General features: G+C 63.3%; 25 protein-coding genes. 11 read left to right on the plus strand and 14 right to left on the minus strand.

Features of this window, described 5'->3' with window-relative positions; all coding sequences use genetic code 11:
* Positions 1 to 27: 27 nt before the first annotated feature.
* Complete coding sequence (hemW, locus tag ACBG85_RS17645) at positions 28 to 1,254, minus strand: radical SAM family heme chaperone HemW (protein WP_372024173.1); 1,227 nt, start codon at positions 1,252 to 1,254, stop codon at positions 28 to 30.
* Positions 1,255 to 1,756: 502 nt separating this feature from the next.
* On the opposite strand from hemW, the gene ACBG85_RS17650 reads away from it, so the two are divergent.
* From ACBG85_RS17650 to ACBG85_RS17680, 7 genes are all read left to right on the plus strand, one after another.
* Entirely contained in the window at positions 1,757 to 3,484 is a 1,728-nt protein-coding gene (locus ACBG85_RS17650; protein ID WP_125051439.1) for a nitrite/sulfite reductase, read from the plus strand.
* On the plus strand, positions 3,481 to 4,194 hold the full coding sequence (locus ACBG85_RS17655; RefSeq protein WP_042924073.1) for a phosphoadenylyl-sulfate reductase: 714 nt from the start codon (positions 3,481 to 3,483) through the stop codon (positions 4,192 to 4,194). Before ACBG85_RS17650 ends, ACBG85_RS17655 begins: the two co-directional genes overlap by 4 nt.
* Positions 4,191 to 5,126 (plus strand): sulfate adenylyltransferase subunit CysD, encoded by a 936-nt coding sequence (gene cysD, locus ACBG85_RS17660; protein WP_007731054.1) that lies wholly within the window; start codon positions 4,191 to 4,193, stop codon positions 5,124 to 5,126. The genes ACBG85_RS17655 and cysD overlap by 4 nt, the downstream gene beginning before the upstream one ends.
* Positions 5,126 to 6,412, plus strand: a complete 1,287-nt coding sequence (locus tag ACBG85_RS17665) for a sulfate adenylyltransferase subunit 1 (RefSeq protein WP_020969973.1) — start codon at positions 5,126 to 5,128, stop codon at positions 6,410 to 6,412. Before cysD ends, ACBG85_RS17665 begins: the two co-directional genes overlap by 1 nt.
* A gap of 4 nt (positions 6,413 to 6,416) precedes the next feature.
* Positions 6,417 to 7,172 (plus strand): sirohydrochlorin chelatase, encoded by a 756-nt coding sequence (locus tag ACBG85_RS17670; RefSeq protein ID WP_054782398.1) that lies wholly within the window; start codon positions 6,417 to 6,419, stop codon positions 7,170 to 7,172.
* A gap of 94 nt (positions 7,173 to 7,266) precedes the next feature.
* Positions 7,267 to 8,043 (plus strand): DUF998 domain-containing protein, encoded by a 777-nt coding sequence (locus ACBG85_RS17675; protein WP_030536614.1) that lies wholly within the window; start codon positions 7,267 to 7,269, stop codon positions 8,041 to 8,043.
* Positions 8,044 to 8,098: 55 nt separating this feature from the next.
* Positions 8,099 to 8,995: a universal stress protein gene (locus ACBG85_RS17680; RefSeq protein WP_372024176.1), complete on the plus strand. Its 897-nt coding sequence runs from the start codon at positions 8,099 to 8,101 to the stop codon at positions 8,993 to 8,995.
* Positions 8,996 to 9,120: 125 nt separating this feature from the next.
* Here ACBG85_RS17680 and ACBG85_RS17685 read toward each other — a convergent pair whose 3' ends face one another.
* The 6 genes from ACBG85_RS17685 to ACBG85_RS17710 form a co-directional block, all read right to left on the minus strand.
* A complete protein-coding gene (locus tag ACBG85_RS17685) occupies positions 9,121 to 10,170 on the minus strand; it encodes a sulfate/molybdate ABC transporter ATP-binding protein (RefSeq protein WP_007731046.1) in 1,050 nt (349 codons plus the stop codon).
* Positions 10,167 to 10,973, minus strand: coding sequence for a sulfate ABC transporter permease subunit CysW (cysW, locus tag ACBG85_RS17690; RefSeq protein ID WP_003944503.1), 807 nt, complete (start codon positions 10,971 to 10,973; stop codon positions 10,167 to 10,169). The genes ACBG85_RS17685 and cysW overlap by 4 nt, the downstream gene beginning before the upstream one ends.
* Positions 10,970 to 11,818: a sulfate ABC transporter permease subunit CysT gene (gene cysT, locus ACBG85_RS17695; protein ID WP_030536617.1), complete on the minus strand. Its 849-nt coding sequence runs from the start codon at positions 11,816 to 11,818 to the stop codon at positions 10,970 to 10,972. Before cysT ends, cysW begins: the two co-directional genes overlap by 4 nt.
* 7 nt (positions 11,819 to 11,825) lie before the next feature.
* On the minus strand, positions 11,826 to 12,857 hold the full coding sequence (locus ACBG85_RS17700) for a sulfate ABC transporter substrate-binding protein (RefSeq protein ID WP_003944569.1): 1,032 nt from the start codon (positions 12,855 to 12,857) through the stop codon (positions 11,826 to 11,828).
* Between the two features lie 196 nt (positions 12,858 to 13,053).
* The gene (locus tag ACBG85_RS17705) at positions 13,054 to 13,143 is read right to left on the minus strand and encodes an Ms4533A family Cys-rich leader peptide (RefSeq protein ID WP_309599318.1); all 90 of its coding nucleotides are present in this window, start codon (positions 13,141 to 13,143) and stop codon (positions 13,054 to 13,056) included.
* A gap of 123 nt (positions 13,144 to 13,266) precedes the next feature.
* Positions 13,267 to 13,473: a hypothetical protein gene (locus ACBG85_RS17710; RefSeq protein ID WP_311093653.1), complete on the minus strand. Its 207-nt coding sequence runs from the start codon at positions 13,471 to 13,473 to the stop codon at positions 13,267 to 13,269.
* Positions 13,474 to 13,555: 82 nt separating this feature from the next.
* Between ACBG85_RS17710 and ACBG85_RS17715 the strand changes: the two genes are divergently transcribed.
* Positions 13,556 to 15,514, plus strand: a complete 1,959-nt coding sequence (locus ACBG85_RS17715) for a glycoside hydrolase family 15 protein (RefSeq protein ID WP_003944557.1) — start codon at positions 13,556 to 13,558, stop codon at positions 15,512 to 15,514.
* A 57-nt stretch (positions 15,515 to 15,571) separates the two neighbouring features.
* Here ACBG85_RS17715 and ACBG85_RS17720 read toward each other — a convergent pair whose 3' ends face one another.
* The 3 genes from ACBG85_RS17720 to lepA all read right to left on the minus strand — a co-directional run bounded on the left by ACBG85_RS17720 (position 15,572) and on the right by lepA (position 19,461).
* Positions 15,572 to 16,552 carry an ABC transporter substrate-binding protein gene (locus tag ACBG85_RS17720; protein WP_207624322.1) on the minus strand — a complete coding sequence of 327 codons (981 nt, stop codon included), beginning with the start codon at positions 16,550 to 16,552 and terminating at the stop codon, positions 15,572 to 15,574.
* An 80-nt stretch (positions 16,553 to 16,632) separates the two neighbouring features.
* Positions 16,633 to 17,562 (minus strand): nitronate monooxygenase family protein, encoded by a 930-nt coding sequence (locus ACBG85_RS17725; protein WP_030536619.1) that lies wholly within the window; start codon positions 17,560 to 17,562, stop codon positions 16,633 to 16,635.
* 6 nt (positions 17,563 to 17,568) lie between these two features.
* Positions 17,569 to 19,461, minus strand: coding sequence for a translation elongation factor 4 (gene lepA, locus ACBG85_RS17730; protein WP_003944564.1), 1,893 nt, complete (start codon positions 19,459 to 19,461; stop codon positions 17,569 to 17,571).
* A gap of 72 nt (positions 19,462 to 19,533) precedes the next feature.
* Here lepA and ACBG85_RS17735 point away from each other — a divergent pair, with 72 nt between their 5' ends.
* Positions 19,534 to 20,067 carry a type II toxin-antitoxin system PemK/MazF family toxin gene (locus ACBG85_RS17735; protein ID WP_372024180.1) on the plus strand — a complete coding sequence of 178 codons (534 nt, stop codon included), beginning with the start codon at positions 19,534 to 19,536 and terminating at the stop codon, positions 20,065 to 20,067.
* A gap of 30 nt (positions 20,068 to 20,097) precedes the next feature.
* On the opposite strand, the gene ACBG85_RS17740 is transcribed toward ACBG85_RS17735, so the two are convergent.
* From ACBG85_RS17740 to ACBG85_RS17755, 4 genes are read right to left on the minus strand one after another with little or no spacing between them, the layout of a single operon-like run.
* Positions 20,098 to 20,871, minus strand: coding sequence for an aquaporin (locus tag ACBG85_RS17740; protein ID WP_003944482.1), 774 nt, complete (start codon positions 20,869 to 20,871; stop codon positions 20,098 to 20,100).
* A gap of 59 nt (positions 20,872 to 20,930) precedes the next feature.
* Positions 20,931 to 21,761 carry a transglutaminase family protein gene (locus ACBG85_RS17745; protein WP_007731033.1) on the minus strand — a complete coding sequence of 277 codons (831 nt, stop codon included), beginning with the start codon at positions 21,759 to 21,761 and terminating at the stop codon, positions 20,931 to 20,933.
* 8 nt (positions 21,762 to 21,769) lie between these two features.
* Positions 21,770 to 22,741, minus strand: coding sequence for an alpha-E domain-containing protein (locus tag ACBG85_RS17750; protein ID WP_003944483.1), 972 nt, complete (start codon positions 22,739 to 22,741; stop codon positions 21,770 to 21,772).
* 56 nt (positions 22,742 to 22,797) lie between these two features.
* Entirely contained in the window at positions 22,798 to 24,423 is a 1,626-nt protein-coding gene (locus ACBG85_RS17755; RefSeq protein ID WP_003944471.1) for a circularly permuted type 2 ATP-grasp protein, read from the minus strand.
* 197 nt (positions 24,424 to 24,620) lie between these two features.
* On the opposite strand from ACBG85_RS17755, the gene rpsT reads away from it, so the two are divergent.
* Together rpsT and ACBG85_RS17765 are read left to right on the plus strand one after the other, a co-directional pair.
* A complete protein-coding gene (gene rpsT / locus ACBG85_RS17760) occupies positions 24,621 to 24,881 on the plus strand; it encodes a 30S ribosomal protein S20 (RefSeq protein WP_003944567.1) in 261 nt (86 codons plus the stop codon).
* A 158-nt stretch (positions 24,882 to 25,039) separates the two neighbouring features.
* Positions 25,040 to 25,465, plus strand: coding sequence for a hypothetical protein (locus ACBG85_RS17765; RefSeq protein ID WP_209447727.1), 426 nt, complete (start codon positions 25,040 to 25,042; stop codon positions 25,463 to 25,465).
* The last annotated feature ends 78 nt before the right edge of the window (positions 25,466 to 25,543 follow it).

Raw genomic sequence — 25,543 nt, forward strand, 5'->3', positions numbered from 1 at the left:
CATTACGCGGCGAAGGATGGTGGCGCGTCAGGTCAGGATCGTGCGAATCACCGCATCGGCGAGCAGGCGACCACGGTCGGTGAGAACCACGTGATCGTTCTCCATCACGGCCAACCCGTCGACTACCACCTGTTCGGCCGAAAGACGTTCGGATGCAGACAGTTCCGACAACGGAAGTCCCGTACGCAACCGTGCGGTCAGCATGACGCGCTCCATGTGTTCGTCCTCGGCGGTCAGTTCTTCGCTGCCGCCGACGGGAAGTTCGCCGAGCGCCAACTGTTCCGCGTACCGCGCCGGGTGCTTGACGTTCCACCACCGCACTCCGCCGACGTGGCTGTGCGCGCCCGGACCGGCACCCCACCAGTCACCGCCGTCCCAGTAGCCGAGGTTGTGACGACACCGGGTGTCACCGGAGTCCGCGGTTTCCGCCTTTGCCCAGTTGGAGACCTCGTACCACCGCAAGCCTGCCTCGGACAGGCGTGAATCGATTCGTTCGTACCGCGAGGCCAGCACGTCGTCGTCCGGGGCGGGCAGCTCGCCGCGCCTGACCTTGCGAGCCATGGCGGTGCCGTCCTCGACAATCAACGCGTAGGCCGAGACGTGATCGACATCGGCGGAAAGGACCGCATCGAGTGAGGCGTCCAGGTCTTGATCGCGCTCCCCCGGGGTTCCATAGATCAAATCGAGATTCACGTGCGAAAAACCAGCTGCGCGAGCCTCTTTCGCGGCAGCGACAGCGCGACCGGGGGTGTGCGTGCGGTCGAGGATCTTCAGAACGTGCTGGGCGGCCGACTGCATGCCGAGGGAAATCCGGGTGAATCCGGCACTGCGGAGAGCACCGAAGAACTCCGGCGACGTCGATTCGGGGTTCGATTCCGTGGTTACTTCGGCGCCGGACGCCAGGCCGAAGCTGCTCCGCACCGCCGACAGCACGTCGGCCAATCCGTCACCACCGAGCAGCGACGGCGTTCCACCGCCCACGAACACGGTCTCCGCCGCCGGGGCGCCCGTCATCTCGGCCGCGAGATCGAGTTCGCGCCGCAGACCTTCCAACCACGACTGCGGCGAGGCGGAAGTTCCGAGCTCTCCGGCCGTGTAGGTGTTGAAATCGCAGTACCCACACCTGGTGGCACAGAACGGGACGTGGATGTAGATCCCGAACGGCCGTTTCCCGACACCCTCGAGCGATCGCGCGGGCAAGGCGAAGGGCGTCGCCTCGCTCTGTCGAGTGGGAGTCGTGCTGGTGGCATTCACGCCTCCAGTGTCCCAGCATCCGGAACGCACACCTATTCAGCCTGCGATGCAGGTCGGCGTACGGCTTGAACTCGATATTTCCCCCGTTTTTCGTGGAAATACGCACCCGAGTCGGAATTATCGAGTTGACGTGGCACAATGGTCCGCATGACCGGACTCGGAGTGCGACTTGTGGCGCGTCGCCATGTCGACTTCAAGCGTGTGTGCAGCTCGTCGTGTCTGCACCTGTGTAGCTGTTGATCTTTCACTGATCTTCCAGCCTTTCCCGCTCATCTCCATCTGCTTCACCGAAACACTCTCTGCAGAGAAATGCCTTTTCAGGGACGCAGCTTCTCCAGCTGTTCGTTTTCGTGAGCACACCTGCCGGCCGCGAGCTTTCCGAGACCGAGGACAGCCCCCTCGATTTCCGACACGGACCGGTGCGTCCCGATCAGACACCGCCACAGTTCATCGATAGTGCGTGCCGCGTGCCGATCAACCGCCCAGATCCAGGAGTTCATCGATGACGTCGACCACCGACGCCGCCACACCCGCCGATTCGGCAGCTGCCGAAGCCCGGCCTGCACGCGCTGCGCGTCCCGCCAAGCGTCGCGCCGAAGGTCAGTGGGCCCTCGGTTACCGCGAGCCTCTCAACGCCAACGAGCAGGCCAAGAAGGACGACAACCCGCTCAACGTTCGGGCCCGCATCGAGAACATCTACTCCAAGCAGGGCTTCGACAGCATCGACAAGGGCGACCTTCGCGGCCGCTTCCGCTGGTGGGGTCTCTACACCCAGCGCGAAGAAGGCTACGACGGCACCTTCACCGGCGACGAGAACATCGACCTGCTCGAGGCCAAGTACTTCATGATGCGCGTGCGTTGCGACGCCGGCGCTCTCAACGTCGAGCAGCTGCGCACCATCGCCGGCATCTCGAAGGAATTCGGCCGGAACACCGCCGACCTGTCCGACCGCGAAAACGTCCAGTTCCACTGGATCGAAGTCGAGAACGTTCCGGAGATCTGGAAGCGCCTCGAAGCCGTCGGACTCAAGACCACCGAAGCGTGCGGTGACTGCCCCCGCGTCGTCCTCGGTTCTCCCCTGGCCGGCGAATCGCTCGACGAGGTCCTCGATCCCACCCCGGCGATCGACGAGATCGTTCGCCGCTACATCGGCGACCCCAAGTACTCCAACCTGCCGCGCAAGTTCAAGACCGCCATCTCCGGCCAGCAGGACGTCGTTCACGAGATCAACGACATCGCCTTCATCGGCGTGAACCACCCCGAGCACGGCCCGGGCCTCGACCTCTGGGTCGGCGGCGGACTGTCCACCAACCCCATGCTGGCGCAGCGCGTCGGCGCCTGGATTCCGCTCGACGAGGTCCCCGATGTCTGGGAGGGCGTCGTCTCGATCTTCCGTGACTACGGCTACCGCCGTCTGCGCGCGAAGGCCAGGCTCAAGTTCCTCGTCAAGGACTGGGGTATCGAGAAGTTCCGCGAGGTTCTCGAGACCGAGTACCTCGAGCGCCCGCTCATCGACGGCCCCGCGCCCGAGAAGCCCAAGCGCCCGATCGATCACGTCGGCATCCAGAAGACCCGCAACGGCCACAACGCAGTCGGTTTCGCTCCGATCGCCGGCCGCGTCTCGGGAGACATCCTGGCTCAGGTCGCCGACGCCGCGGAGAAGGCCGGCAGCGACCGGATCCGCTTCACTCCGTACCAGAAGCTGATCATCCTCGACGTCGCCGACGAGACGCTCGAGCCGCTCATCGCCGATCTCGACGCGCTGGGCCTTCCCGCCCGACCGTCACACTGGCGCAAGAACCTGATGGCCTGCTCCGGCATCGAGTTCTGCAAGCTCTCGTTCGCCGAGACCCGCAAGCGTTCGCAGGTGCTCGTGCCCGAACTCGAGCAGCGTCTCGCCGACATCAACAGCCAGCTCGACGTGCCGATCACCATCAACATCAACGGTTGCCCCAACTCCTGCGCTCGCTCGCAGATCGCCGACATCGGCTTCAAGGGCCAGCTCGTCGACGACGGTGAGGGGAATCAAGTCGAGGGTTTCCAGGTTCACCTGGGAGGCAGCCTCGGATTCGACAGCGCCTTCGGACGCAAGCTGCGCCAGCACAAGGTCACCAGCGTCGAGATGGGTGACTACATCGACCGCGTCGTACGTCAGTTCGTCAAGAACCGCAACGAAGGTGAACGGTTCGCCGAATGGGCAGTGCGCGCAGACGAAGGAGATTTGCGATGACAGTGGACATTTCGCGAGCAACTGCCGACGAGCTTCGGTCCATCGCCGAGCGCGGTGCAGTAGAACTCGACGGAGCCAGCGCGCAGGAACTGTTGCAGTGGACCGAGGACACGTTCGGTGACTCGTACATCGTGGCGTCGAACATGCAGGACGGGGTGTTGGTTCACCTTGCCGCACAGGTGCATCCGGGCGTCGACGTCCTATTCCTCGACACCGGCTACCACTTCCCCGAAACCATCGGCACGCGTGACGCGGTCGAGCAGGTGTACGGCGTCAACGTCATCAACGCTCGTGCGCTGGCAAGCGTCGCCGAGCAGGATGTCGCCGAGGGCAAGGATCTGTTCGCCCGTGATCCCAACCGCTGCTGCGCACTACGCAAAGTCGCGCCGCTCAAGCAGACACTGTCCGGGTACAGCGCGTGGGTGACCGGCATCCGCCGCGTCGAAGCGCCCACCCGCGCCAACGCTCCCCTGATCTCCTTCGACGAAGCCTTCGGACTCGTGAAGATCAACCCGATCGCTCCCTGGTCGGACGAGGAGATGCAGAACTACATCGACACCAATTCCATCCTCGTCAATCCCCTTGTCGACGAGGGATATCCGTCCATCGGCTGCGCACCCTGCACCAGCAAGCCAGCCCCCGGCAGCGATCCGCGTAGCGGTCGTTGGGCCGGTGCCTCCAAGACAGAATGCGGGTTGCACGCATCATGACAGTTGACTTGACACCTTCACGGCCTCAGCTCGACGGCACACAGTTCGATACTCTCGACGCCCTCGAGTCCGAAGCGATCCACATCTTCCGAGAGGTGGCCGGCGAATTCGAACGCCCGGTCATTCTCTTCTCGGGCGGTAAGGACTCCACCGTGCTGCTGCACCTGGCGATCAAGGCCTTCTGGCCTGCGCCGTTGCCGTTCACCCTGCTGCATGTCGACACCGGCCACAACCTGCAGGAAGTCCTCGACTTCCGCGACCACGTGGTGGCCAAGTACAACCTGCGCCTGCACGTGGCCAGCGTCGAGGAGTACATCGCGGACGGCCGCCTCACCGAGCGTCCCGACGGTATCCGCAATCCTCTGCAGACCGTGCCGTTGCTGGACGCGATCTCGGAGAATCGCTTCGACGCCGTCTTCGGTGGCGCTCGCCGCGACGAGGAGCGGGCACGTGCCAAGGAGCGGATCTTCTCACTGCGCAACGCTTTCGGCCAGTGGGATCCCAAGAAGCAGCGCCCGGAGCTGTGGAACCTGTACAACGGTCGCCACTCCCCCGGCGAGCAGGTGCGCGTCTTCCCGCTCAGCAACTTCACCGAACTGGACATCTGGCGTTACATCGCTCGCGACAACGTCGAACTCGCCAGCATCTACTACGCCCACCAGCGTCCGGTGTACCAGCGCGACGGCATGTGGATGACCCCCGGAGTCTGGGGTGGGCCGGCTGACGGCGAAGAGCTGCAGACCCTTTCGGTGCGATACCGCACCGTCGGCGACGGTTCGACCACCGGTGCTGTTCTCTCCGATGCGGCTGACAACGAAGCGATCCTCGCCGAGGTTGCGGCATCACGTTTGACCGAGCGCGGCGCGACCCGTGGCGACGACCGAGTTTCCGAAGCGGCCATGGAAGACCGCAAGCGAGAGGGCTACTTCTGATGAGCGATCTGCTCAGACTGGCAACTGCCGGCAGCGTCGACGACGGAAAGTCCACCCTCGTGGGCCGCCTGTTGTACGACACGAAATCCGTTCTCGCCGACCAGATCGACGCCGTGACCCGTGCGTCGGTGGACCGCGGTCTCGACACCCCTGACCTCTCGCTCCTGGTGGACGGACTGCGCGCCGAGCGTGAGCAGGGCATCACCATCGACGTGGCGTACCGCTACTTCGCGACCCCCAAGCGCACCTTCGTGCTCGCCGATACACCGGGCCACGTGCAGTACACCCGCAACACTGTCTCCGGTGCCTCGACGGCTCAGCTCGTGATCCTGCTGGTCGATGCTCGCAAGGGCGTCATCGCGCAGACTCGCAGGCACGCAGCGGTTCTCGCGTTGCTCGGTGTCCCGAAGCTCGTTCTCGCCGTGAACAAGATCGACCTCGTCGAGAACCCCGAAGAGGTCTTCACCTCGATCTCCGCCGAGTTCAACGAACTCACCAGCTCACTTGGCTGGGCAAGCGAAGACGTCGTCGAGATCCCGGTGTCGGCACTGCACGGTGACAACGTCGCCATCCGCTCCGACAAGACCCCGTACTACACCGGCCCCACGCTGATCGAGCACCTCGAGTCGATTCCGGTCGACGCCGAGCCACATCGCGTCGGTCTGCGTTTCCCGGTGCAGTACGTGATCCGCCCCCGCACCGCAGAGTTCCTCGACTACCGCGGCTACGCCGGTCAGGTCGCTGCCGGTTCCGTCGTGCCCGGCGACGAAGTGGTGATCCTGCCCTCGGGTACGCGCACCACCGTCACACGTATCGACACGGCCGACGGCGAACTGGACGTCGCCCACGCCGGACGCAGCGTCACGCTGATCCTGGCCGACGACGTCGACGTCTCACGCGGCGACACCATCGCATCGCCGTCCGACGCACCCGAGCCGATCGGCGAATTCGACGCCACTGTCTGCTGGCTGGCCGAGAAGTCGCTGCGCCCCGGTGCACGTCTGCTGCTCAAGCACGGCACGCGAACGACGCAGGCCATCGTGGGCAGCTTGGTGGAACGCTTCAACGAGCAGGACCTCACCACGGATCAGGGCCCGGACACTCTCGAGCTCAACGAGATCGGCAAGATCTCGATCCGGGTGGCCGAGCCGATCGTGGCTGACGACTACGCCGTCAACCGCCACACCGGCAGCTTCCTGCTGATCGATCCCGCTGGTGGAAACACTCTCGCAGCCGGCCTGGTGGGCGACGTCATTTCCGCTGTCGAATTGGGCGAGCGCGTCTAAGTCGATGGTTCCGCTCATCGCTGTTGCGCACGGCAGCCGTGACCCCCGTTCTGCTCGGGTGATCGCGGCTGCTGTGGCAGCTCTTCGTGAAGTCCGGCCAGACCTCGATGTCCGGCTGGCGTTCCTCGACCTCAATGCACCGTCCATCGATCAGGTCCTGGACGGAGTTGCACACGACGGCCACACTCACGCCGTTGTTGTTCCGATGCTGCTGGGCAATGCCTTCCACGCCCGGGTAGATCTGCCCGGACTCTTGGCCGCTGCCGCGACACGCCACCCCCAGTTGACCGTGTTCCAAGCAGACGTGCTGGGTCGCGATGCTCGGCTGATCGAGGCAGTACGCGAGCGAATTCTCGAAGTGGGTGCCCGGCCGGACGATCCGTCGGTCGGTGTCGCTCTTGCGGCAGTCGGCTCGTCCGACGCGCGCGCCAATGCCGCGACCGCAGAATTGGCGTCCACTCTCCTCGGCGGAACCAACTGGTCGGGCGTTCGAATCTGTTTCGCGACATCCGCGGAACCGACAGTTACCCAGGCGATCTCCGCACTCGAGCAGGACGGCGCCGAACGTGTTGTCGTCGCGCCGTGGTTCTTGGCTCCCGGCCTACTGACCGATCGACTCAGCGCTGCCGCAGCAACTGCATGTCCGCGCGCGCGTTTCGCCGACACGATCGGTGGGCACTCTCTACTGATCGAAACGATGATCGACCGTTACCGACAAGTCGCTGATGCACTACCCGGCCGTCTGGTCCGCTCCGCCTGATCCGGTTTCACAGGCCGTTATCAGATTGTTACCGTAGTGTTGGATCTGTCCAGCTCGCGAAGGTACCTCCTTCGCCTGCGAAACAGATCTTTGGGTGCAATCCCCTCAGAGCGCCGCGAGAGGGAACACCATCACTCACAATCTTCGCCTCGGCACAGCCGGCATCGCATGGGTCCTGTCGGTGCTCTACCTGCTTGTCGAAATCTTCACAGCCGGAGCATGGAAGACGCCGTACAGCTTCGCGCGCGACTCCATCAGTTCGCTGGGCGTGACGACATGCAGCGTGGATTCATGTTCGCCGATGCACGACGTGATGAACGCGGCCTTCATGATCCTCGGTGCGCTCACCATCCTCGGTGCGGCCTTGCTGCACAAGTACATTCCGGACGGTCGTGCGAAGAAGTGGATTCTCGGTCTTGCCGTCGTCGTTGCATTGAGCACCGCGGCCACCGGCCTCTTCCCGGCGAACGACGGGACCTTCGTTCATTGGACCGCCGTACTTCCCGGCTTCGTCGCACGTCATGCCGTTCTCGTCCTCATGGCAATTCAATTCTGGAAGCACAGCAAATGGATCGCAGTGTGGTCAGGGTTGTGCGCGGCTACCGGAATCGTCGGTGCCGTACTGCTTCTCGGACGAACCCTCACTTTCGGCCTTGGTGAACGCCTGACGCTGTACCCGCTGCCTATGTGGATGGCCGTCACCGGCGTCGCGGCCCTGCTCGCGTTGATGCGCCGAACCGTGTTGAAGAACGTGGAACTGACACTGTCCGGTAACGGATTCATCACCGCTCTGTTGTCGTTGCGCCCGCGTCGATCTCGCGCGGCAGTGCCCACCGACGTTCTCGCACCACGGGAGCTGACCGGTTTGTAGCGAACCGGGGGTGAGCAGGGACACACTGGTAAGGAGGCGACGCGAGGAGACTTCCATGACCAGTGCATCTGTTCGACACGGAATCGTGGCCGGTATCGACGGCTCGGCAAGCGCGGTCAACGCCGCGAGGTGGGCAGCTTCGGCTGCAAAGAGATTCGACGAACCACTTCGCCTGACCCACGTGCTGCCAGGACAACCCGAGTCCGGTGGCGGTACAAACGTCACCGACGAAGAGATGTTCGACCACCACCTTCGCGTCGAGGGTGCAAAACTGCTCGACGAGGCCGAGGACGCCATCCGCGATGATCACACCGACGTCACCGTCGAACGTGGCCTCGTGACCGGTACTCCCGCAACCACACTCGTCGAACTCTCGAAGTCGGCTCGCATCGTTGCACTGGGTCAGGCCGGCACCAGCGAAATGCAGTCCGTGTTTCTCGGATCCGACACCATTCGGATGGTCAACCGCGCGCACTGTCCCGTGGCCGTATTCCGCGGTACGGGTGATCACGCGATGGCCGACACCAGGCCCATCGTCGTCGGCGTCGACGGGAGCAAGCTCAGCGAACTCGCCGTCGCGCATGCCTTCGAGTTTGCCGCGTTCCTCGGCGCACCTTTGGTTGCGGTCCACACGTGGAACGAGCACGCCTCGCTGGGCGGGTATTCCGAAGCCAGGCGCTTCGTCGACTGGGGACCGTACGAACAGCATGAGCATGCACTGCTGTCCGAGTGCCTCGCCGGCTGGACGGAGAAGTACCCCGATGTCGAGGTCACCCGCAGTGTCCAGCGCAGCGGACCGATGAAGGCACTGCTCGAGCACTCGGCGGAAGCCCAACTCGTAGTCGTCGGTAGCCACGGCCGCAGCCCGTTCATGGCGTCGATAGTCGGTTCGACCAGTCAGAGCCTCATCCACCACGCCCAATGCCCGGTCCTCGTCTGCCGAGAGGGCTGAACTCGTCTCGCTGTTGCCCGGCCCCCAACTCTGAGCGAACGGCACTTTCGGCGCCATCAGGAGGCCGAAAGTGCCGTTCGCTCAAACAGGAGTGGGGGTACAACAGGTCAAACAGGGCGAGCGGGTCATACCTGGCCGACCACGCTCACCGTGACCGGCTCCTGCACCGGCGTCGACACCGGGGTCTCCGGCAGATCCGGCACCCGGGTAGCACGCGCGTACACCGTCTCCCCCGCCTCGAGGTGCAGCGCTGCACTGTCACCGCGCGTGACCTGAGCCGAGAAGAGCTCGCCGGTTGCCTCGTTGCGCAGGTCCACTCGAACCTCGAAGCCGAGATACACGACGCGCTCGACTGTTGCGCGTGTGACGCCGAGCGACTCGGCCGTTCCGGATTCCTGCGCGAGAGCCATGCTCGGATCCCGGCCGAGACGGATGTCATGCGGACGGACCAACTGCCCGTTGAGCTTCGCGACGGATCCGAGGAAGGACATCACGAAGTCGTTGGACGGGCGGTCGTACAGGTCGGCAGGTTCACCGATCTGCTCGATCCGCCCCTTGTTCAGCACCGCGATGCGGTCGGCGACGTCGAGAGCCTCTTCCTGGTCGTGGGTGACCAGGACGGTGGTGACGTGCACCTCGTCGTGCAGGCGACGCAACCACGTGCGCAGGTCGGCACGCACCTTCGCGTCGAGCGCGCCGAAGGGCTCGTCGAGCAGGAGCACCTGCGGATCCACAGCCAGAGCGCGTGCCAACGCCATGCGCTGACGCTGACCGCCGGAGAGCTGCGCGGGGTACCGATGCTGAAAGCCGTCGAGACCGACGATCCCCAGTAGTTCGTTGACCTTCTTCTCGATCTCCGGCTTCGGGCGCTTGCGGATCTTGAGCCCGAACGCCACGTTGTCCCGCACGGTCATGTGCTTGAACGCCGCGTAGTGCTGGAACACGAAACCGATGTCACGCTTCTGCGGCGACACGCCGGTGACGTCCTTGCCTGCGATGGTGATGGTTCCCGAATCGAGTTCTTCGAGCCCTGCGATCGAACGCAGCAACGTCGACTTTCCCGAGCCACTGGGCCCGAGCAATGCCGTCAACGAACCCGAGGGAATGTTGACCGTCACGTCGTCGAGCGCCGCGAAATCACCGTAGTTCTTGCGGGCCCCGGTCACTGTGATCATGTGGTGCTCCTCTTACGGTCCAGCAGCGTCATCAGCAACAGGACAATGATGGCGATGCCCATCAGCAGCGTTGCCGCCGAATACGCACCAAAGGTGTTGTGGTCGTCGATGTATCGCGAGTGCACCAGCAACGTCAGTGTCTGGGATACCCCCGGGAAGCCGGAAGAGACCATGATGACTGCGCCGAATTCACCGAGCGAACGCGCCACCGTCAACACGATTCCGTATGTCAGGCCCCAACGGATCGCGGGCAAGGTGATCCGCCAGAACGTCTGCCAGCCCGAGGCACCGAGCGTCGCGGCTGCTTGTTCCTGCTCGTCGCCGATCTCGTGAAGTACGGGTTCGACTTCCCGGACGACGAAGGGCAGCGTCACGAAAATCGTCGCGATCACCATGCCTGGCAAACCGAAGATGACCTTGAACCCCAACGATTCGATTCCGCCGAACCAACCGTTGGCACCCCACAGAAGAATCAACGACACACCGACGACGACGGGCGAGACCGCGAAGGGCAGGTCGACCACCGACTGCAGAACTCCGCGGCCCGGGAAACGCCCACGCACGAGTGCCAGAGCAGTGACGACGCCGAACACGACGTTGATCGGGACCACGATCGCCACGATGATCAGCGAAAGATTCAGCGCGGAGATCGCTGCCGGTGTCGTGATCGATTCGAGAAACGGGCCGATTCCGTTCTCGAACGTTCGCGTCAGGATCACACCGATCGGCACGACCAGCAACACGAACAGGTAGACGAGAGCGATGGTCCGCAGACCGATCTTCGATCCTCTGGACACGTTCATCGGGAACTCTCCTCACGTCGCTGTCCCCGCGATGCGAAGATTCGCAGGACGAACAGCGTCACGAATGCGATGGCCAGCAACGCTACCGAGACGGCAGCGGCGTTGGTCGGACGATCGATCTCGATCTGCTGCTGAATGTACTGCGACGTCATCTGTGTCACGCGTGGGATGTTGCCGCCGATCAGAACGACCGAGCCGTATTCACCGATCGCTCTGGCGAACGCGAGGCCCGCACCGGAGATGACGGCAGGCGCCAACGTCGGGAGAACAACCGAGCGAAAGATCGTCCAGTTGGAAGCTCCCAACGACGCAGCGGCTTCCTCGACTTCGCGGTCGACCTCCATCAGCACCGGCTGCACGGAACGGACGACGAACGGCAAGGTCACGAAGGCCAATGCCACGATCAGTCCGGGCTGAGTTGCATTGAGATGGATGTCGATCGGTGACTGCGGGCCGTAGAGGGACAGCAGCACGATCGATGCCACGATGGTCGGTAGCGCGAACGGCAGATCGATCATCGAGTTGACGATGCGCTTGCCCGGGAAGTCGTCCCGGACCAGCACCCACGCGATGATCGTGCCCATCACGACGTTGATCAATGCCACGATCACCGAGACCAACAACGTCACGCGCAACGACGCCAAGGCGACGGGTGCGGTGACGGCGTCCCAGAATCCGGAGATCCCCTCGTCGAACGCGGTGGCGGTCAACGCGGCGAGCGGAAGCAGAACGATGACGGAGAGCCACAGGGTGGCCACTCCGATTCCGAGCGGCCCCACACTCCCCGTGACCCGCGCGAGTTTTCGCCGACGAGCCACGGGGGTGGGGTCAATAGTGTCAGTCACGTCAGTCTTACTTGGTCGCGTTGTCGTAGATCACTGCGATCGAACCGGTGTCCTTGGTGAACAGAGCACTGTCCACGGCCTTCCAGCCGCCGAGGTCTGCAATGGTCCACAGCTTGGTCGGCTCGGGGAACTTGTCGGTGAACTTGGCAGCGACGGCGGGATCAACGGGACGGAATCCTGCTTCGGCCCAGAGCGTCTGACCCTCGGTCGTGTACAGGTAGTCCTTGAACGCGGTCGCCTTGTCGAGGACCTTGCTGTTCGAGATCACGGCAACGGGGTTCTCGATCTTGAAGGTCGTGGGCGGGGTGACGTGCTCGACCGGGTCGCCGTTGCCTTCGATGAACAGTGCTTCATTCTCGTAGCTGATCAGAACGTCACCGCTGCCCTGCAGGAAGGCTTCCGAAGCCTCGCGTCCCGACTTGGGCTGGATCTTGACGTGATCGTTGACCAAGGCGGTGACGTAGTCGAGCCCCGCCTGCGGGTTCTTGCCACCGTCGCTCTTGGCGGCGTACGGCGCCAAGAGGTTCCACTTGGCCGAGCCGGAGCTGAACGGGTTCGGCGTGACGACCTCGAGGCCGGGCTGAAGCAGGTCGTCCCAGTCCTTGATGCCCTTCGGGTTCCCCGGACGCGTCACGATGGTGACTACCGATCCGAACGGAATTCCGTTGTAGGCGTCCTGGTTCCAGTTCTGATCGACCAGACCGGCATCGACCAGGCGGGTGATGTCGGGCTCGACGGAGAAGTTGACGAAGTCTGCCTCGGCGCCGTCCTTCACCTTGCGCGACTGGTCGCCCGAGGCGCCGTAGGAAGGATTGAAGTTGACGTTCTTGCCCTCGTCGGTCGCCTGGAAGGCTGCGGTGAGCTTGTCGAAGCCAGGCTTCGGCACGGCGTAGGCGAACAGGTTGATCGTGCCGGCGCTACCGTCGCTGGCGGCGCTGTCACCACCCACGGTGTCGCTCGAGCCACCACTGCACGCTGTGAGTACCACGGCCCCCATGGTCGCGATAGCAGTGAGAAGTGTGCGGGAACGGCGTTTCATTGCAGATACCTTCCTGAAAGGACTGACAAACGAGGGTTGGTCAAACGACAAGTCCGAGACCTCTGGGGCTGATTCCATCGGGATGTTCAGACATGGAGAGCCGACGGGCGATGAGCCCTGAATCGGGGGCGCGAGTTACGCGCAGAGAAGTTCGAGTGGGGTGCGCAGCACCACCGGAGAGGTCGAACTCAGGAAATCAACAACAGGCGACGTCAGCGACGTCGAGCATGCCGACAGCAATCAACGCCAACTGGTGGCGGATTACGGGAGCTGTTGCTTCGGACACGCGGTGGACTTTAGCAGAGCACCGGCGCCCGCTCTAATCGGGAGAACTAACGGGTGAGAAGCCACGCGACGATCACGAGGAGAATCAGGGCTATCAGGGCGAGAGTGACCCGTGAGCGGGGCATCAGCTTTCCTCTACTTCTCGAGAATTCCTACGCAACCAGCCGAAGAGCGGCAGAGCGAGAACGGCGGCCAACGCGCGATCCAGACCGATGGCCACCAGGCGGCACAGCGGAACGACGACGACCAGGACCAACGCGACCTGCGGGATGAACGGGAGCCCCGCCATCCACAGCTCGAAGCTGTCCCACCAATCCGCAATCCGATCCACGCCAACACCCTATCCTTCGGACGATACGGTCCCGACAGCGTGTGGATTGGACGTGTGCCGATTCTGGCCGGATGATGGCCGAATGAGTGCTGACGACGAAGTGGTGCAGACGATTCCTCCCGCCTCCACGGGTCACCATCGAAGCAACTTTCCCCCGATCGACGACTATGCGTTTCTTTCCGATTGCGAAACCTCGTGCCTGATTGCCCGTAACGGATCTGTCGAGTGGATGTGCGTTCCCCGCCCGGACTCCCCCAGCGTGTTCGGTGCCATCCTCGACCGCAGCGCAGGCCATTTCCGTATCGGCCCCTACGGCCAGAACGTGCCGGCCGCTCGGCGCTATCTGCCGGGTGGACTCATTCTCGAGACCACCTGGCAGACCGAGACCGGCTGGCTCGTCGTCCGCGACGCCCTGGTTCTCGGTCCCTGGCACAACGTCGACAAGCGATCGAACACGCACAAGCGCACACCGACCGACTGGGATGCCGAACACACCCTTCTCCGTACGGTCAAATGCGTCAGCGGCACCGTCGAACTCGAGATGAGCTGTGAGCCCGCGTTCGACTATCACCGTGGCACGGCGAATTGGGAGTACACCGGAAAGGTCTACGAGGAAGCAACGGCAACGTGTCGCTCCGCCAAGCCCGGCGACCATCCCACTCTGCGCTTGACCACCGATCTCCGACTGGGTCTGGAAGGTCGTGAGGCACGGGCCCGGACGCGACTGGTCGAAGGCGACAACGTGTACGTCGCGCTCTCGTGGTCGGATCTTCCCGCGCCGCAGACGTTCGACGAGGCCGCCGACAAGATGTGGCAGACGTCCAAGTCCTGGCGTGAGTGGGTGACGATCGGCAAGTTCCCCGATCACCCGTGGCGCGGATACCTACAGCGCAGTGCGCTCACACTCAAGGGGCTCACCTACGCACCGACCGGAGCCCTGCTTGCGGCTTCGACGACCTCGCTACCGGAAACACCAGGCGGAGAACGCAACTGGGACTACCGCTACGCGTGGGTTCGCGACTCCACCTTCGCACTGTGGGGCCTTTACACGCTCGGGTTGGACCGTGAGGCCAACGACTTCTTCAACTTCATCTACGACGTGTCGAGTTCGGACAACGGTCAGCCGCATCCCTTGCAGGTGATGTACGGCATCGGCGGCGAGCGCACACTCGAGGAATCCGAACTCAACCATCTGTCCGGCTACGACGGCGCCCGTCCGGTGCGTATCGGCAACGGGGCGTTCGATCAACAGCAGCACGACATCTGGGGCACCATGCTCGACTCGGTGTACCTCCACATCCGTACCCGCGAGCGTGTCCCCGAAGCGCTGTGGCCGCTGCTCAAGAAGCAGGTCGAGGAAGCGATCAAGCACTGGCGTCAACCCGACCGCGGGATCTGGGAGGTGCGCGGTGAACCGCAGCATTTCACGTCGTCGAAGATCATGTGCTGGGTCGCACTCGATCGCGGCGCCAAGCTGGCAGAGATGCAGGGCGAGAAGAGCTTTGCGCAGCAATGGACGGCCATCGCGGACGAGATCAAGGCCGACATCCTCGCGCACGGTGTCGACTCGCGCGGAGTTCTGACACAGCGGTACGGCCACGATTCACTCGACGCGTCGCTCTTGTTGGCACCGCTGCTGCGCTTCCTGCCGGCCGACGATCCGCGCATCCGGGCGACGGTGCTGGCGATCGCCGACGAGCTCACCGAAGAGGGGTTGGTCCTGCGCTATCGCGTCGACACCACCGACGACGGATTGAGCGGAGAGGAGGGCACGTTCACCATCTGTTCCTTCTGGTTGGTGTCCGCCCTCGTCGAGATCGGCGAACTGGATCGCGCAAAGCATCTCTGTGAGCGCCTGCTCGGGTTCGCGAGCCCGCTCAAGCTGTACGCGGAGGAGATCGACGCGCACACCGGTCGCCATCTGGGTAACTTCCCGCAGGCGTTCACACACCTGGCGCTGATCAACGCCGTGGTCCACGTGATCCGCGCCGAGGAAGCTGCCGAAGCCGGAGCTTTCCAGCCCGCGCACAACGCAACCTAGACCCCCTGCTGTGCGCCTTTATTAACCGCCCGCGGTTAATAAAGGCGCACAGCAGGTCTAGCCGGCCACCGCTTCGAGCTGCGGCGTGATCGATTCGAGCGAGTACTTCAGCGACAGCGACGACGGAGTGTTCAGGCCGGCAACAGTCGGATAGTCGACGATGGCCAATCCGCCACCCTTGACTGCAGGCAGGTCGGCAAACCCCGGCAGCTTCATCATGTCGTCGAGCGACCCGCCGTTGGGCAGCAGCACCACGACGTCGGCGCTGAGAGCGTCGACCCGTTCCGGGCTGAGTATCAGCCGGCCACCGGTCACACCGGCCTCGTCGACCAGCTTGGGCGGCAACGACATTCCCAGACGCGTGAACAGTCCCGAAGCACCGTCCTTGGGATCAGCGACGATCACCAACTGCGACGTCGGGAAGACGTACTGCGACAAAAGAGCGGTCTTACCCTTCAGCCCCGGCAACCGCTGTGCGAGCGCATCGATCTGCCCGTTTGTCGCCTCGACGATCTCGTCGGCTCGCGACTCCTTGTCGAGAACCCGGCCGAGAATCTCCACCTGGTCCTGCCACGGATCGACCTGGACGTCGGACAGACCGGCAATTGTCGGAGCGATCTTGCTCAACTGGTCGAAATCGTCCTGATCGGCGACGGAGAACCCGCCGAGAATCAGATCGGGATCCAAGGCTGCAATTTCTTCAGCTTTGAGCGGGACACCGAACTGCTGGATCGCCGAGCGATCGAGTTCCTTCGCCGACGCGTCCACGCCACTCTCCCACGGGAACAGACCACGCTCGTCGCCCATCGGGCCGGCAGCCAGGTACCCCACCGGCTGGATTCCGAGTTCGAGCAGAGCGTCGAGCCACTGGGTGTCGGCCGCGACGATGCGCGTCGGCGTCCCGGTGATCGTGGTGGCGCCGAACTTGTGGTCGATCGTGGTGACCCGACCGCCCGCGATCTCGTCGGCGTCCGAGGACGAACATCCGCTGATACCTACGACCAGCGCTCCCAAGAGAGCCACCGCCGAAAACTTCATCGCACGCACGAAAATACTCCTCCACTAGTTAGCAGAGGCTTACCTTCTCATATGGGCCCCGGTTGTGTCCGACCTTGCTTTCAGGCGAAACGAGAGAGCAGACGCTCCGCATCGGCGCCGATGCGTCGAACCACGTCGCCGGCCGGATGGGTTCCGTGTACGAGTCCGACAGCTTCTCCGGCGTAGACGACTCCGCTGTGGGGATCCGACGGGTCGTACGCCTTCGCCAGCATTTCCTCATCGGCGTCGACTCCGTGCCAGGCGGCAGTGAACTCGTTGGCCACCGCGCGGCCACCCCACCGCTGCGGCCACGGTTGACTGCGCGCTCGGTCGAACACCGAGGTGTAAATCGTGTCGGCACTTCCGGCTTCGACGACGCGGTCGCGGGCATAGTCCGGCCCGACCGTCTCCGGGCTGGCGAGCAGCGCCGTTCCGATCATCACGCCTTCCCCGCCGGCTGCCAGGACTGCGGCCAAACCGCGGCCGGTCCCGATTCCGCCGGCCGCCAGTACTGGAAGTGATGTCGTTTCGAGGATCTCCTGCAGCAGCGGCAAGGTTCCGATTCGGCCCGTGTGACCGCCTGCCTCACCGCCTTGCGCGATCACGCCGTCGACACCCGCGGCCTCGACAATGCGAAGGTCTTCGAGCGTATTGATCTGTGACACAACGGGAATGCCCGCATCGTGGATTCGTCCGACATACGAGGCGGGATCACCGAACGACAAGGTGATCATGGTCGGCTCGACGGCAATCGCGGCGTCGAGCATCAACTCGTTCTCGGGCAGCGACCACGTCATCAGGCCGACGCCGAATTTTCCGCCGATCGACCGGGCCACCTCGGCTTCGGCCTCGATCCACTCCGGTGTGTTGTACCGAGCCGCGCCGAGCAGACCCAACCCGCCGGCCGCCGATACAGCTCCGGCGAGCGCGCCGCCCGCGCGCCCACCCATGGGCGCCCCGAGAACCGGGATTTCGATTCCGAACTCTCGGGACAACCAGGTGGTGACCATGCGCTCCTACTTCTTGGGCTTCTCGCCGACCGATTCCGACGTCAGGGCCGCCACGAATGCTTCCTGCGGCACCTCGACGCGACCGATGGTCTTCATGCGCTTCTTGCCTTCCTTCTGCTTCTCGAGCAGCTTGCGCTTACGGCTGATGTCGCCGCCGTAGCACTTGGCGAGAACGTCCTTGCGGATTGCGCGAATGTTCTCGCGCGAGATGATCTTCGCGCCGATCGCGGCCTGGATCGGAACCTCGAACTGCTGGCGAGGAATCAGCTCACGAAGCTTCGACGTCATGCGTCCGCCGTAAGCGCCGGCGTTGGAACGGTGCACGATCGAGGAGAACGCGTCGACCGCCTCGCCCTGCAGCAGGATGTCGACCTTCACCAGGTCGGCCTGCTGCTCACCGGCCTCTTCGTAATCGAGGCTGGCATAACCCTTGGTGCGGGACTTGAGGGCGTCGAAGAAGTCGAACATGATCTCGCCCATGGGCAGTTCGTATCGCAGCTCGACACGAGTCTCGGAGAGGTAGTCCATGCCGCCGAGCTCACCGCGACGGGACTGGCACAGCTCCATGATGGCGCCGACGTACTCACTCGGGGCGATGACGGTGCATTTGGCGACGGGCTCGTAGACCTCGCGAACCTTGCCTTCCGGCCAGTACGACGGGTTGGTGACGATGACCTCGGCCCCGTCCTCCATCACGACGCGGTAGACGACGTTGGGCGCGGTGGAAATCAGTTCGAGGCCGAACTCACGCTCGAGGCGGTCGCGGGTGATCTCCATGTGGAGCAGGCCGAGGAAGCCGCAGCGGAAGCCGAATCCGAGGGCAACCGACGTCTCGGGTTCATACGCCAGGGCCGCGTCGTTGAGACGGAGCTTGTCGAGGGCATCGCGCAGCACGGGGTAGTCCGAGCCGTCCATCGGGTAGAGGCCCGAGTAGACCATCGGCTTGGGATCGCGGTAGCCGACCAGCGGTTCGGTCGCGCCGTTGCGGGTGGTGGTGACGGTGTCACCGACGCGCGACTGACGGACGTCCTTCACACCGGTGATGAGGTAGCCCACCTCGCCGACGCCCAGACCGATACTGGCCTTCGGCTCGGGGGAAATGATGCCGACCTCGAGCAGTTCGTGTGTAGTACCCGTGGACATCATCGTGATCTTCTCGCGGGGACGGATCCGACCGTCGACCACACGCACGTAGGTGACCACGCCGCGGTAGGCGTCGTAGACGGAGTCGAAGATCATCGCGCGGGCGGGACCGTCAGCATCGCCGACAGGCGCAGGTACCTGCTTGATCACCTCGTCGAGCAGTTCCTTGACGCCCATACCGGTCTTACCCGAGACGCGCAGGACATCACCGGGCTCGCAGCCCGTGATGTGCGCGATCTCTTCGGCATAGCGGTCGGGATCCGCGGCCGGGAGGTCGATCTTGTTGAGGACGGGAATGATCTTGAGATCCTTCTCCATCGCCAGGTAGAGGTTCGCCAGCGTCTGAGCTTCGATGCCCTGAGCTGCGTCGACCAGCAGAATTGCGCCCTCGCATGCTTCGAGCGCGCGGGAGACCTCGTACGTGAAGTCGACGTGGCCGGGTGTGTCGATGAGGTGGAGGACGAACTCTTCGCCGTCGACGGTCCAGGGCAGACGAACGTTCTGAGCCTTGATGGTGATGCCGCGTTCACGCTCGATGTCCATACGGTCCAGGTACTGCGCACGCATCGCCCGCTCTTCGACCACACCGGTGAGCTGAAGCATGCGATCTGCCAGCGTCGACTTACCGTGGTCGATGTGCGCGATGATGCAGAAGTTCCGGATCTGCGCAGGATCCGTGAACGTCTTGTCGGCGAAGCTGCTGATGGGAGACCCCTTAGTCGGACCGGCACCGGCCCGGATCCGGGCCACTGTCAACCCTCAGGATATCCAAGTCTCGGCGCCGCCGTACCAGGGGTTCCCACGGGTGGGTGATTATGCTCGAACGCTATGGCAAGCATGTGGAAGCAGATCGGCAGAACCCTCGGCGCCCTCACGGTGGAGAAGGGCCCTGCGTTGCTGCGCCAGCTGCAGTCCTCCACGTCTCAGTCGTCTGCCTCGAAGCCGGGTCCGACAGGCCGCCCGATCGCCGCGCGAACGTCTCCGACCGCACATCGCGCCCGCAAGGTCGAGTACTCCCCCGACCTCGACGGCAAGGCCGATCCGGGCGAAATCGTCTGGACCTGGGTTGCCTACGAGGAGGATCCGACCCAGGGCAAAGACCGCCCGGTGCTGGTTGTCGGCCGCGACGGCGACACGCTGCTCGGCCTGATGTTGTCTTCGCAGAGTAAACGCGAGGGTGAGCGCGATTGGCTCGCAATCGGTTCGGGTCCATGGGACGGCGAGGGAAGGCCCAGCTGGGTCCGGCTCGACCGGGTGCTCGACGTTCCCGAGAGCGGGATCCGGCGCGAGGGCGCCGTCATGGATCACAAGAAGTTCGACGCGGTCGCGGCAAAACTTCGGGCCGACTTCAGCTGGAGCTGAAGCCGACCCGGACGATGGAAACAGTGTCGATCAGCTGTCCATACGGTTGAACCGTCCGAAGAGTGCTCGATAGATGAGTGCACCGAGCGCACCGCCGATGAGCGGGAACACGATGAACAACCACACCTGGCCGAGTGCACCGTCCTGGAACGGCGCGACAGCGAGGCTTCGAGCGGGGTTGACGGAGGTGTTGTCGATCGGGATCGAGATCAGGTGAATGACGGCCAGGGTGAAGCCGATGGACACCCCGGCGAGAGGCACGTCGGAGATCTGGTCGGTCGACGCGAGAACGACGAATACCAGCAGTGCTGTCAGCAGGATCTCGATGATCATGGCGGCACCGATGCCGTAGCCGTCGGAAACCACGTTTCCGAGAAGATTCTTCTCGGCAGACGGACTGTGTGCGCCCCAACCGTTTGCACCCAAACCGTCAGCAGCACGGTTGTACGCCGGGAGACTGTTGGCCACCGTGTAGATCACGACGCCTGCGACCAAGCCGCCGATCACTTGCGCGACAACGTAAATCGCCGCATTGACGGCTGAGATTCGCCCGATCACGAATTGGCCGAGAGTCACGGCTGGGTTGACGTGGCAACCGGAAATCGGGCCGATCGCATATACGAGGAACAGCAGGGTCAGGCCGAATGCGAAGGCAACTCCGAGGTTGCCGACTTTCGCACCTGCAAAGACGGCAGTTCCGACTGCGGAGAACACGAGCACGAATGTTCCCACCGCTTCGGCCGCATACTTCTTCACATCCGAGATCGGTTCGATCTCAGTCAATTCCTGTGCAGTTGGAGACATATTCCCACCTTCTTCTCATCGAACGGTAGTAATGCTCACGCGCCTAGATTTGCCGGACTTTACGCAAGCCTGGTGATCTCCACAACAACTTCGAGATCTGTGGAGCGTCCACCGGAAAAGATTCCCTTCAATGGCGGCACATCCGAATAGTCCCTTCCTATTCCGACCGAGACATGCTGTTCATTCACAGCTATCGCATTGGTCGGGTCGTATCCCCACCACGCGCCGGTCCACGCTTCGATCCACGCGTGCGATTCGCCGACCACCGTGTCCCCGACTGCCGCATCACGTTTGGGGTGGAGATAGCCGGAAACGTATCGACACGGTATTCCCATCGTTCGAAGCAATACCAAGGTCAGATGCGCATAGTCCTGGCAGACGCCTTTCCGTGCCGACCACGCCTCGACCGCCGACGTATGCACTCCGGTCGTACCCGGAACATATGACATTTCGCCGTAAACCCATTGCGACGCAGCCACTACTGCATCTTCAGGTGATTTATCTTTGCGCAATTCCTTGGCAATTGTCGCCAGCTTACGATCACGCGGAACATATCTCGTGAAACTCAGTTGTTCGTTGAATCGATCTTTAATCGCGTTTCCCGACAATTCATCCCAGTCGACGGTTTCCTCGGGCTGAACGAACGGTTCCGTCTCCACCACCGACAGTCCGGTCACTTCGAGTTCCGTGTGCGGGGCGTGCAAGTCGAAGGCGGTCACCGCGGTGCCCCAGTAATCGGTGTATCGGTAGGAACGTGTGGCCGGCTGGGTTTCGACGCGCGTGAGTATCACCGTCTGCCTGGTGTCGCCGCGAGGTGTCAATCGCGCTTCGTTGTACGACGACGTCACCGGGGCGTCGTACGCATATCCCGTGGTGTGCACGACCCTCATTCGCCAGCTCACAGCTCTCCCTCCACCGTCGACTCCGCATACGCGGCGCCGGCATCCGTCCACGCGACCCACGGCGCAGCGTGGAAGTACTGCAATGCAATTGCCTCACCCAGTTCGCGGCAGGTCTCCTGCCAACCGAGCAACCGTCCCTGCAGATCCTCGAGCAACACGCCCTGCGGCAGGAACTCGAGTTCGCTGCGTGCGCGGCCCAGAAGCCGCGGCGCCTCCGCCCGGATTCCGACGCGACTGCCCGGCTGCGGGTCGAGCTCCTGCAGGCACTTCTCGGCCTGCCTGATCGAATGGAACACCGAGCGCGGAAAGAGTCTGTCCAACAAGATGAACTCGACGACGCGATTGGCGTCGAGTGCTCCGCGATACGTACGCAGATACGTGTCATGTGCGCCCGCCGAGCGAAGAACGCTGACCCATGCCGGCGACGACGGGCGGTCACCGGCGCGCGCCAGAAGCATCCGCACGATCATGTCGACACGTTCGATCGACCTGCCCAGCAGAAGGAACCGATAGCCGTCGTCGCGACTGAGCGTGGAATCCGCCAGGCCCGCGAACATCGCTGCGCGTTCCTCCACATAGCGGAAGAACTCGTGTGGCCCCAGCCTGCGTGAGGCACGTTCACGCTCGGCCAGTCCGTTGTACGTGGTGTTCAGGCACTCCCACATCTCACTCGACGTGACCTCACGCGCCCCGCGAGCATTCTCACGAGCACTTGCCAGCGAGTCCACGATCGAACCAACCTGGTTGCGGCTGAACGCAACCAGATCGGTGAGCGAGCGCACGTCGAGCTTGCCCTCCGGCGCCTCGATGCCGAGGACACGCAGGAGCAGACGCGACGTGCGGTCCGGGTCGACGGTGGCGTCGTCGAGCAATTGATGGACGGCGACGTCGAGGATCCGAGCAGTGTCGTCGGCGCGCTCGACGTAGCGGCCGATCCAGTAGAGGGACTCTGCGTTGCGAGCAAGCATCGGTCACCACGCTCCGTTCACTGATAGTTCTTGGTAGCTGGGCACTTCCGAGGTGTTCACTGTTGCTGCTGCTGTTGTTGCTGCGAGGTGCTCAGTTCGGGACCCTGCACCGGCTCCGCGGATTCCGGGGGCTCGGACACCAGTTCCTCGCCTGACAACTCTGGGTCTTCGTCAGAGGTGCGACTCGCAAGCACCCACGTGTCCTTGCTTCCGCCGCCCTGGCTGGAGTTGACCACCAGCGAACCTTCCGGAAGTGCCACCCGGGTCAGGCCGCCGGGCAACACCCACACGTCCTCACCGTCGTTGACGGCAAAGGGCCGCAAGTCCACGTGGCGCGGCGAGAGAACATCGTCGATCTTGGTCGGCACCGTGGACAACTGCACGAGTGGCTGCGCAATCCACCCGCGCGGGTCTGCCTTGATCTTGCGGGTTATCGCGGCCAGTTCCTTGGGGCTCGCGTCGGGTCCGAAGACGATTCCGTAGCCGCCGGACCCTTCCACCGGCTTGATGACCAGTTCGGCGACGCGGTCGAGGACTTGCTCGCACTCCTCGTCCAACCAACAGCGGAACGTGTCGACGTTCTGCAAGAGCGGCTTCTCACCGAGGTAGTAGTCGATGATCTGCGGAACGTAGGTATAGACGAGTTTGTCGTCACCGACTCCGTTGCCGACGGCGCTCGAGATCACCACGTTGCCCGCCCGCGCCGCATTCAGTAGGCCTGCGACGCCGAGAATCGAATCCGGACGGAAGTGCATCGGGTCGAGATACTCGTCGTCGATGCGGCGATAGATGACATCGACCTGGCGCTCGCCTTCCGTAGTGCGCATGTACACCATGTTGTCGCGGCAGAACAGGTCGCGACCTTCGACGAGTTCCACACCCATCTGACGAGCGAGCAACGAATGCTCGAAATAGGCGGAATTGGCGATACCCGGTGTGAGAACAACCACTGTCGGGTCCGCTTCGTTGAGTGCAGCACCCGCACGCAGCGCCCTCAGCAGGTGTGTTGCGTAATCACCGACCGCCCGCACCTTGTGGGACATGAACAGATCCGGGAACACCCGAGTCATGGTGCGACGGTTTTCCATCACATAGGAGACACCGGACGGAGATCGCAGATTGTCCTCGAGAACTCGGAACTCTCCCGCCTCGTCTCGGACCAGGTCGATACCCGCGACGTGAATTCGCACACCGTTGGGCGGCACGATGCCTGCCGCTTCACGGTGGAAGTGCTCACACGAGGTGACCAGGCGGCGCGGCAACACGTGATCGCGCAGGATTCGCTGCTCTCCGTAAATGTCCGCGAGAAACAACTCGAGCGCCTTCACCCGCTGTTTGATGCCCTTTTCCAGCCGCGACCACTCCTGGGCAGCGATGACGCGTGGCACCAGATCCAACGGGAAGGGTCGTTCCTGCCCGGACAGCGAAAACGTCACACCTTGGTCGATGAATGCGCGTCCGAGTGCGTCGGCACGCGCGGCGAGGTCGGCGCTGCTCGTCGGCGCCAGGGCTTTGTACACACCCTTGTACGGACCACGCACCGAGCCGTCGGGCTCGAACATCTCGTCGAAAGCCAACTCGTAGCGACCGATGTCTGAATATCCGTCGAACACTGCGGCAGGACGCGCTCGGGTGGTGGTCGAACCTGTTTTACTCGAACTTTTCGAAGGCGGCGGCGTCATAGGGCAACATGCTGCTACAAGTGGGGCTATTCGGCAGCGCGGCGAGAAATCGGGCGCTCGGTGTACCCTTCTCGACAGACGCAACGTGCGACGGTTTGGGTTCTTGGGCCCTCGGCTGGTAATCTTGCCAGTCGGTGCATCAGTGCGCCCACAGCTTTCTCGACCGTAACCAGCTAAAGACGACAAGGATTTTACGCGTGGCCAACATCAAGTCCCAGGTGAAGCGAATCCGTACCAACGAGGCGGCCCGACTCCGTAACCAGTCGGTGAAGTCCTCGCTGCGTACCGCGATCCGTTCATTCCGCGAGGCTGCGGCAGCCGGTGACAAGGACAAGGCCAACGAGCTCCTCGTCTCCACCAGCCGCAAGCTCGACAAGGCAGCCAGCAAGGGCGTCATTCACGCCAACCAGGCTGCCAACAAGAAGTCTGCACTCTCGCAGGCTGCCAACAAGCTCTGACGTTTCCACTGTGACGGTTCGCCGTCACACTGGATCGTCTCGATAGCCGCCAGGTCGAAAGACCAGGCGGCTATTTTGCGTATTCAATCGGGTCAGTGCGAAGACCCGCCATCCATGTCTTGCAGCGAATATGTGGAGCGGGCTGCAACCATCTGATGATGGCGATCAACGGGCACGGGAAGCGCCCTCGCAGCTGGTTGTTCACGACTGTCTTCTGGGCGGTCGTCGCTTTCGGCGTAGTGGCCGCCCTGGGAATCCCTCGTTGGTGGGAATCATTGACGGTTGCAGTCGTCGGAGGTGCCGCAAGCTACGGATGGTGTAAGCGCAGGCAACGTAGCGAATTCCGGATCTTCCTCGGCGTGATGTGTTCACTCGTTGCGATTCTGGCGTTTCTCGCCGTTGGACGAGCGCTACTCACCACCGTGAAGGTGCCGGTGGACAGCATCGGCCAAGAAACCATTGTCTGCGGCAGTGTGGTGAATCCGGTGTCGCACGACTCACTACGGGTGACCGACATCAGAACAGGTGAACCAACGACACGACCTCAGGCCATTCCGCTACTCAGTTGGAGCAAGCCTGCGTGAAATGCCTCGACTACCGGGCGGGTGAGGCCACGGCCGCCACTGTCGTCGGACTACTTCTGGCCGGACGCGCAGTAGGCC

The organism is Rhodococcus sp. NyZ502 (genome assembly GCF_041464245.1).
GTDB lineage: Bacteria > Actinomycetota > Actinomycetes > Mycobacteriales > Mycobacteriaceae > Rhodococcus_F > Rhodococcus_F qingshengii.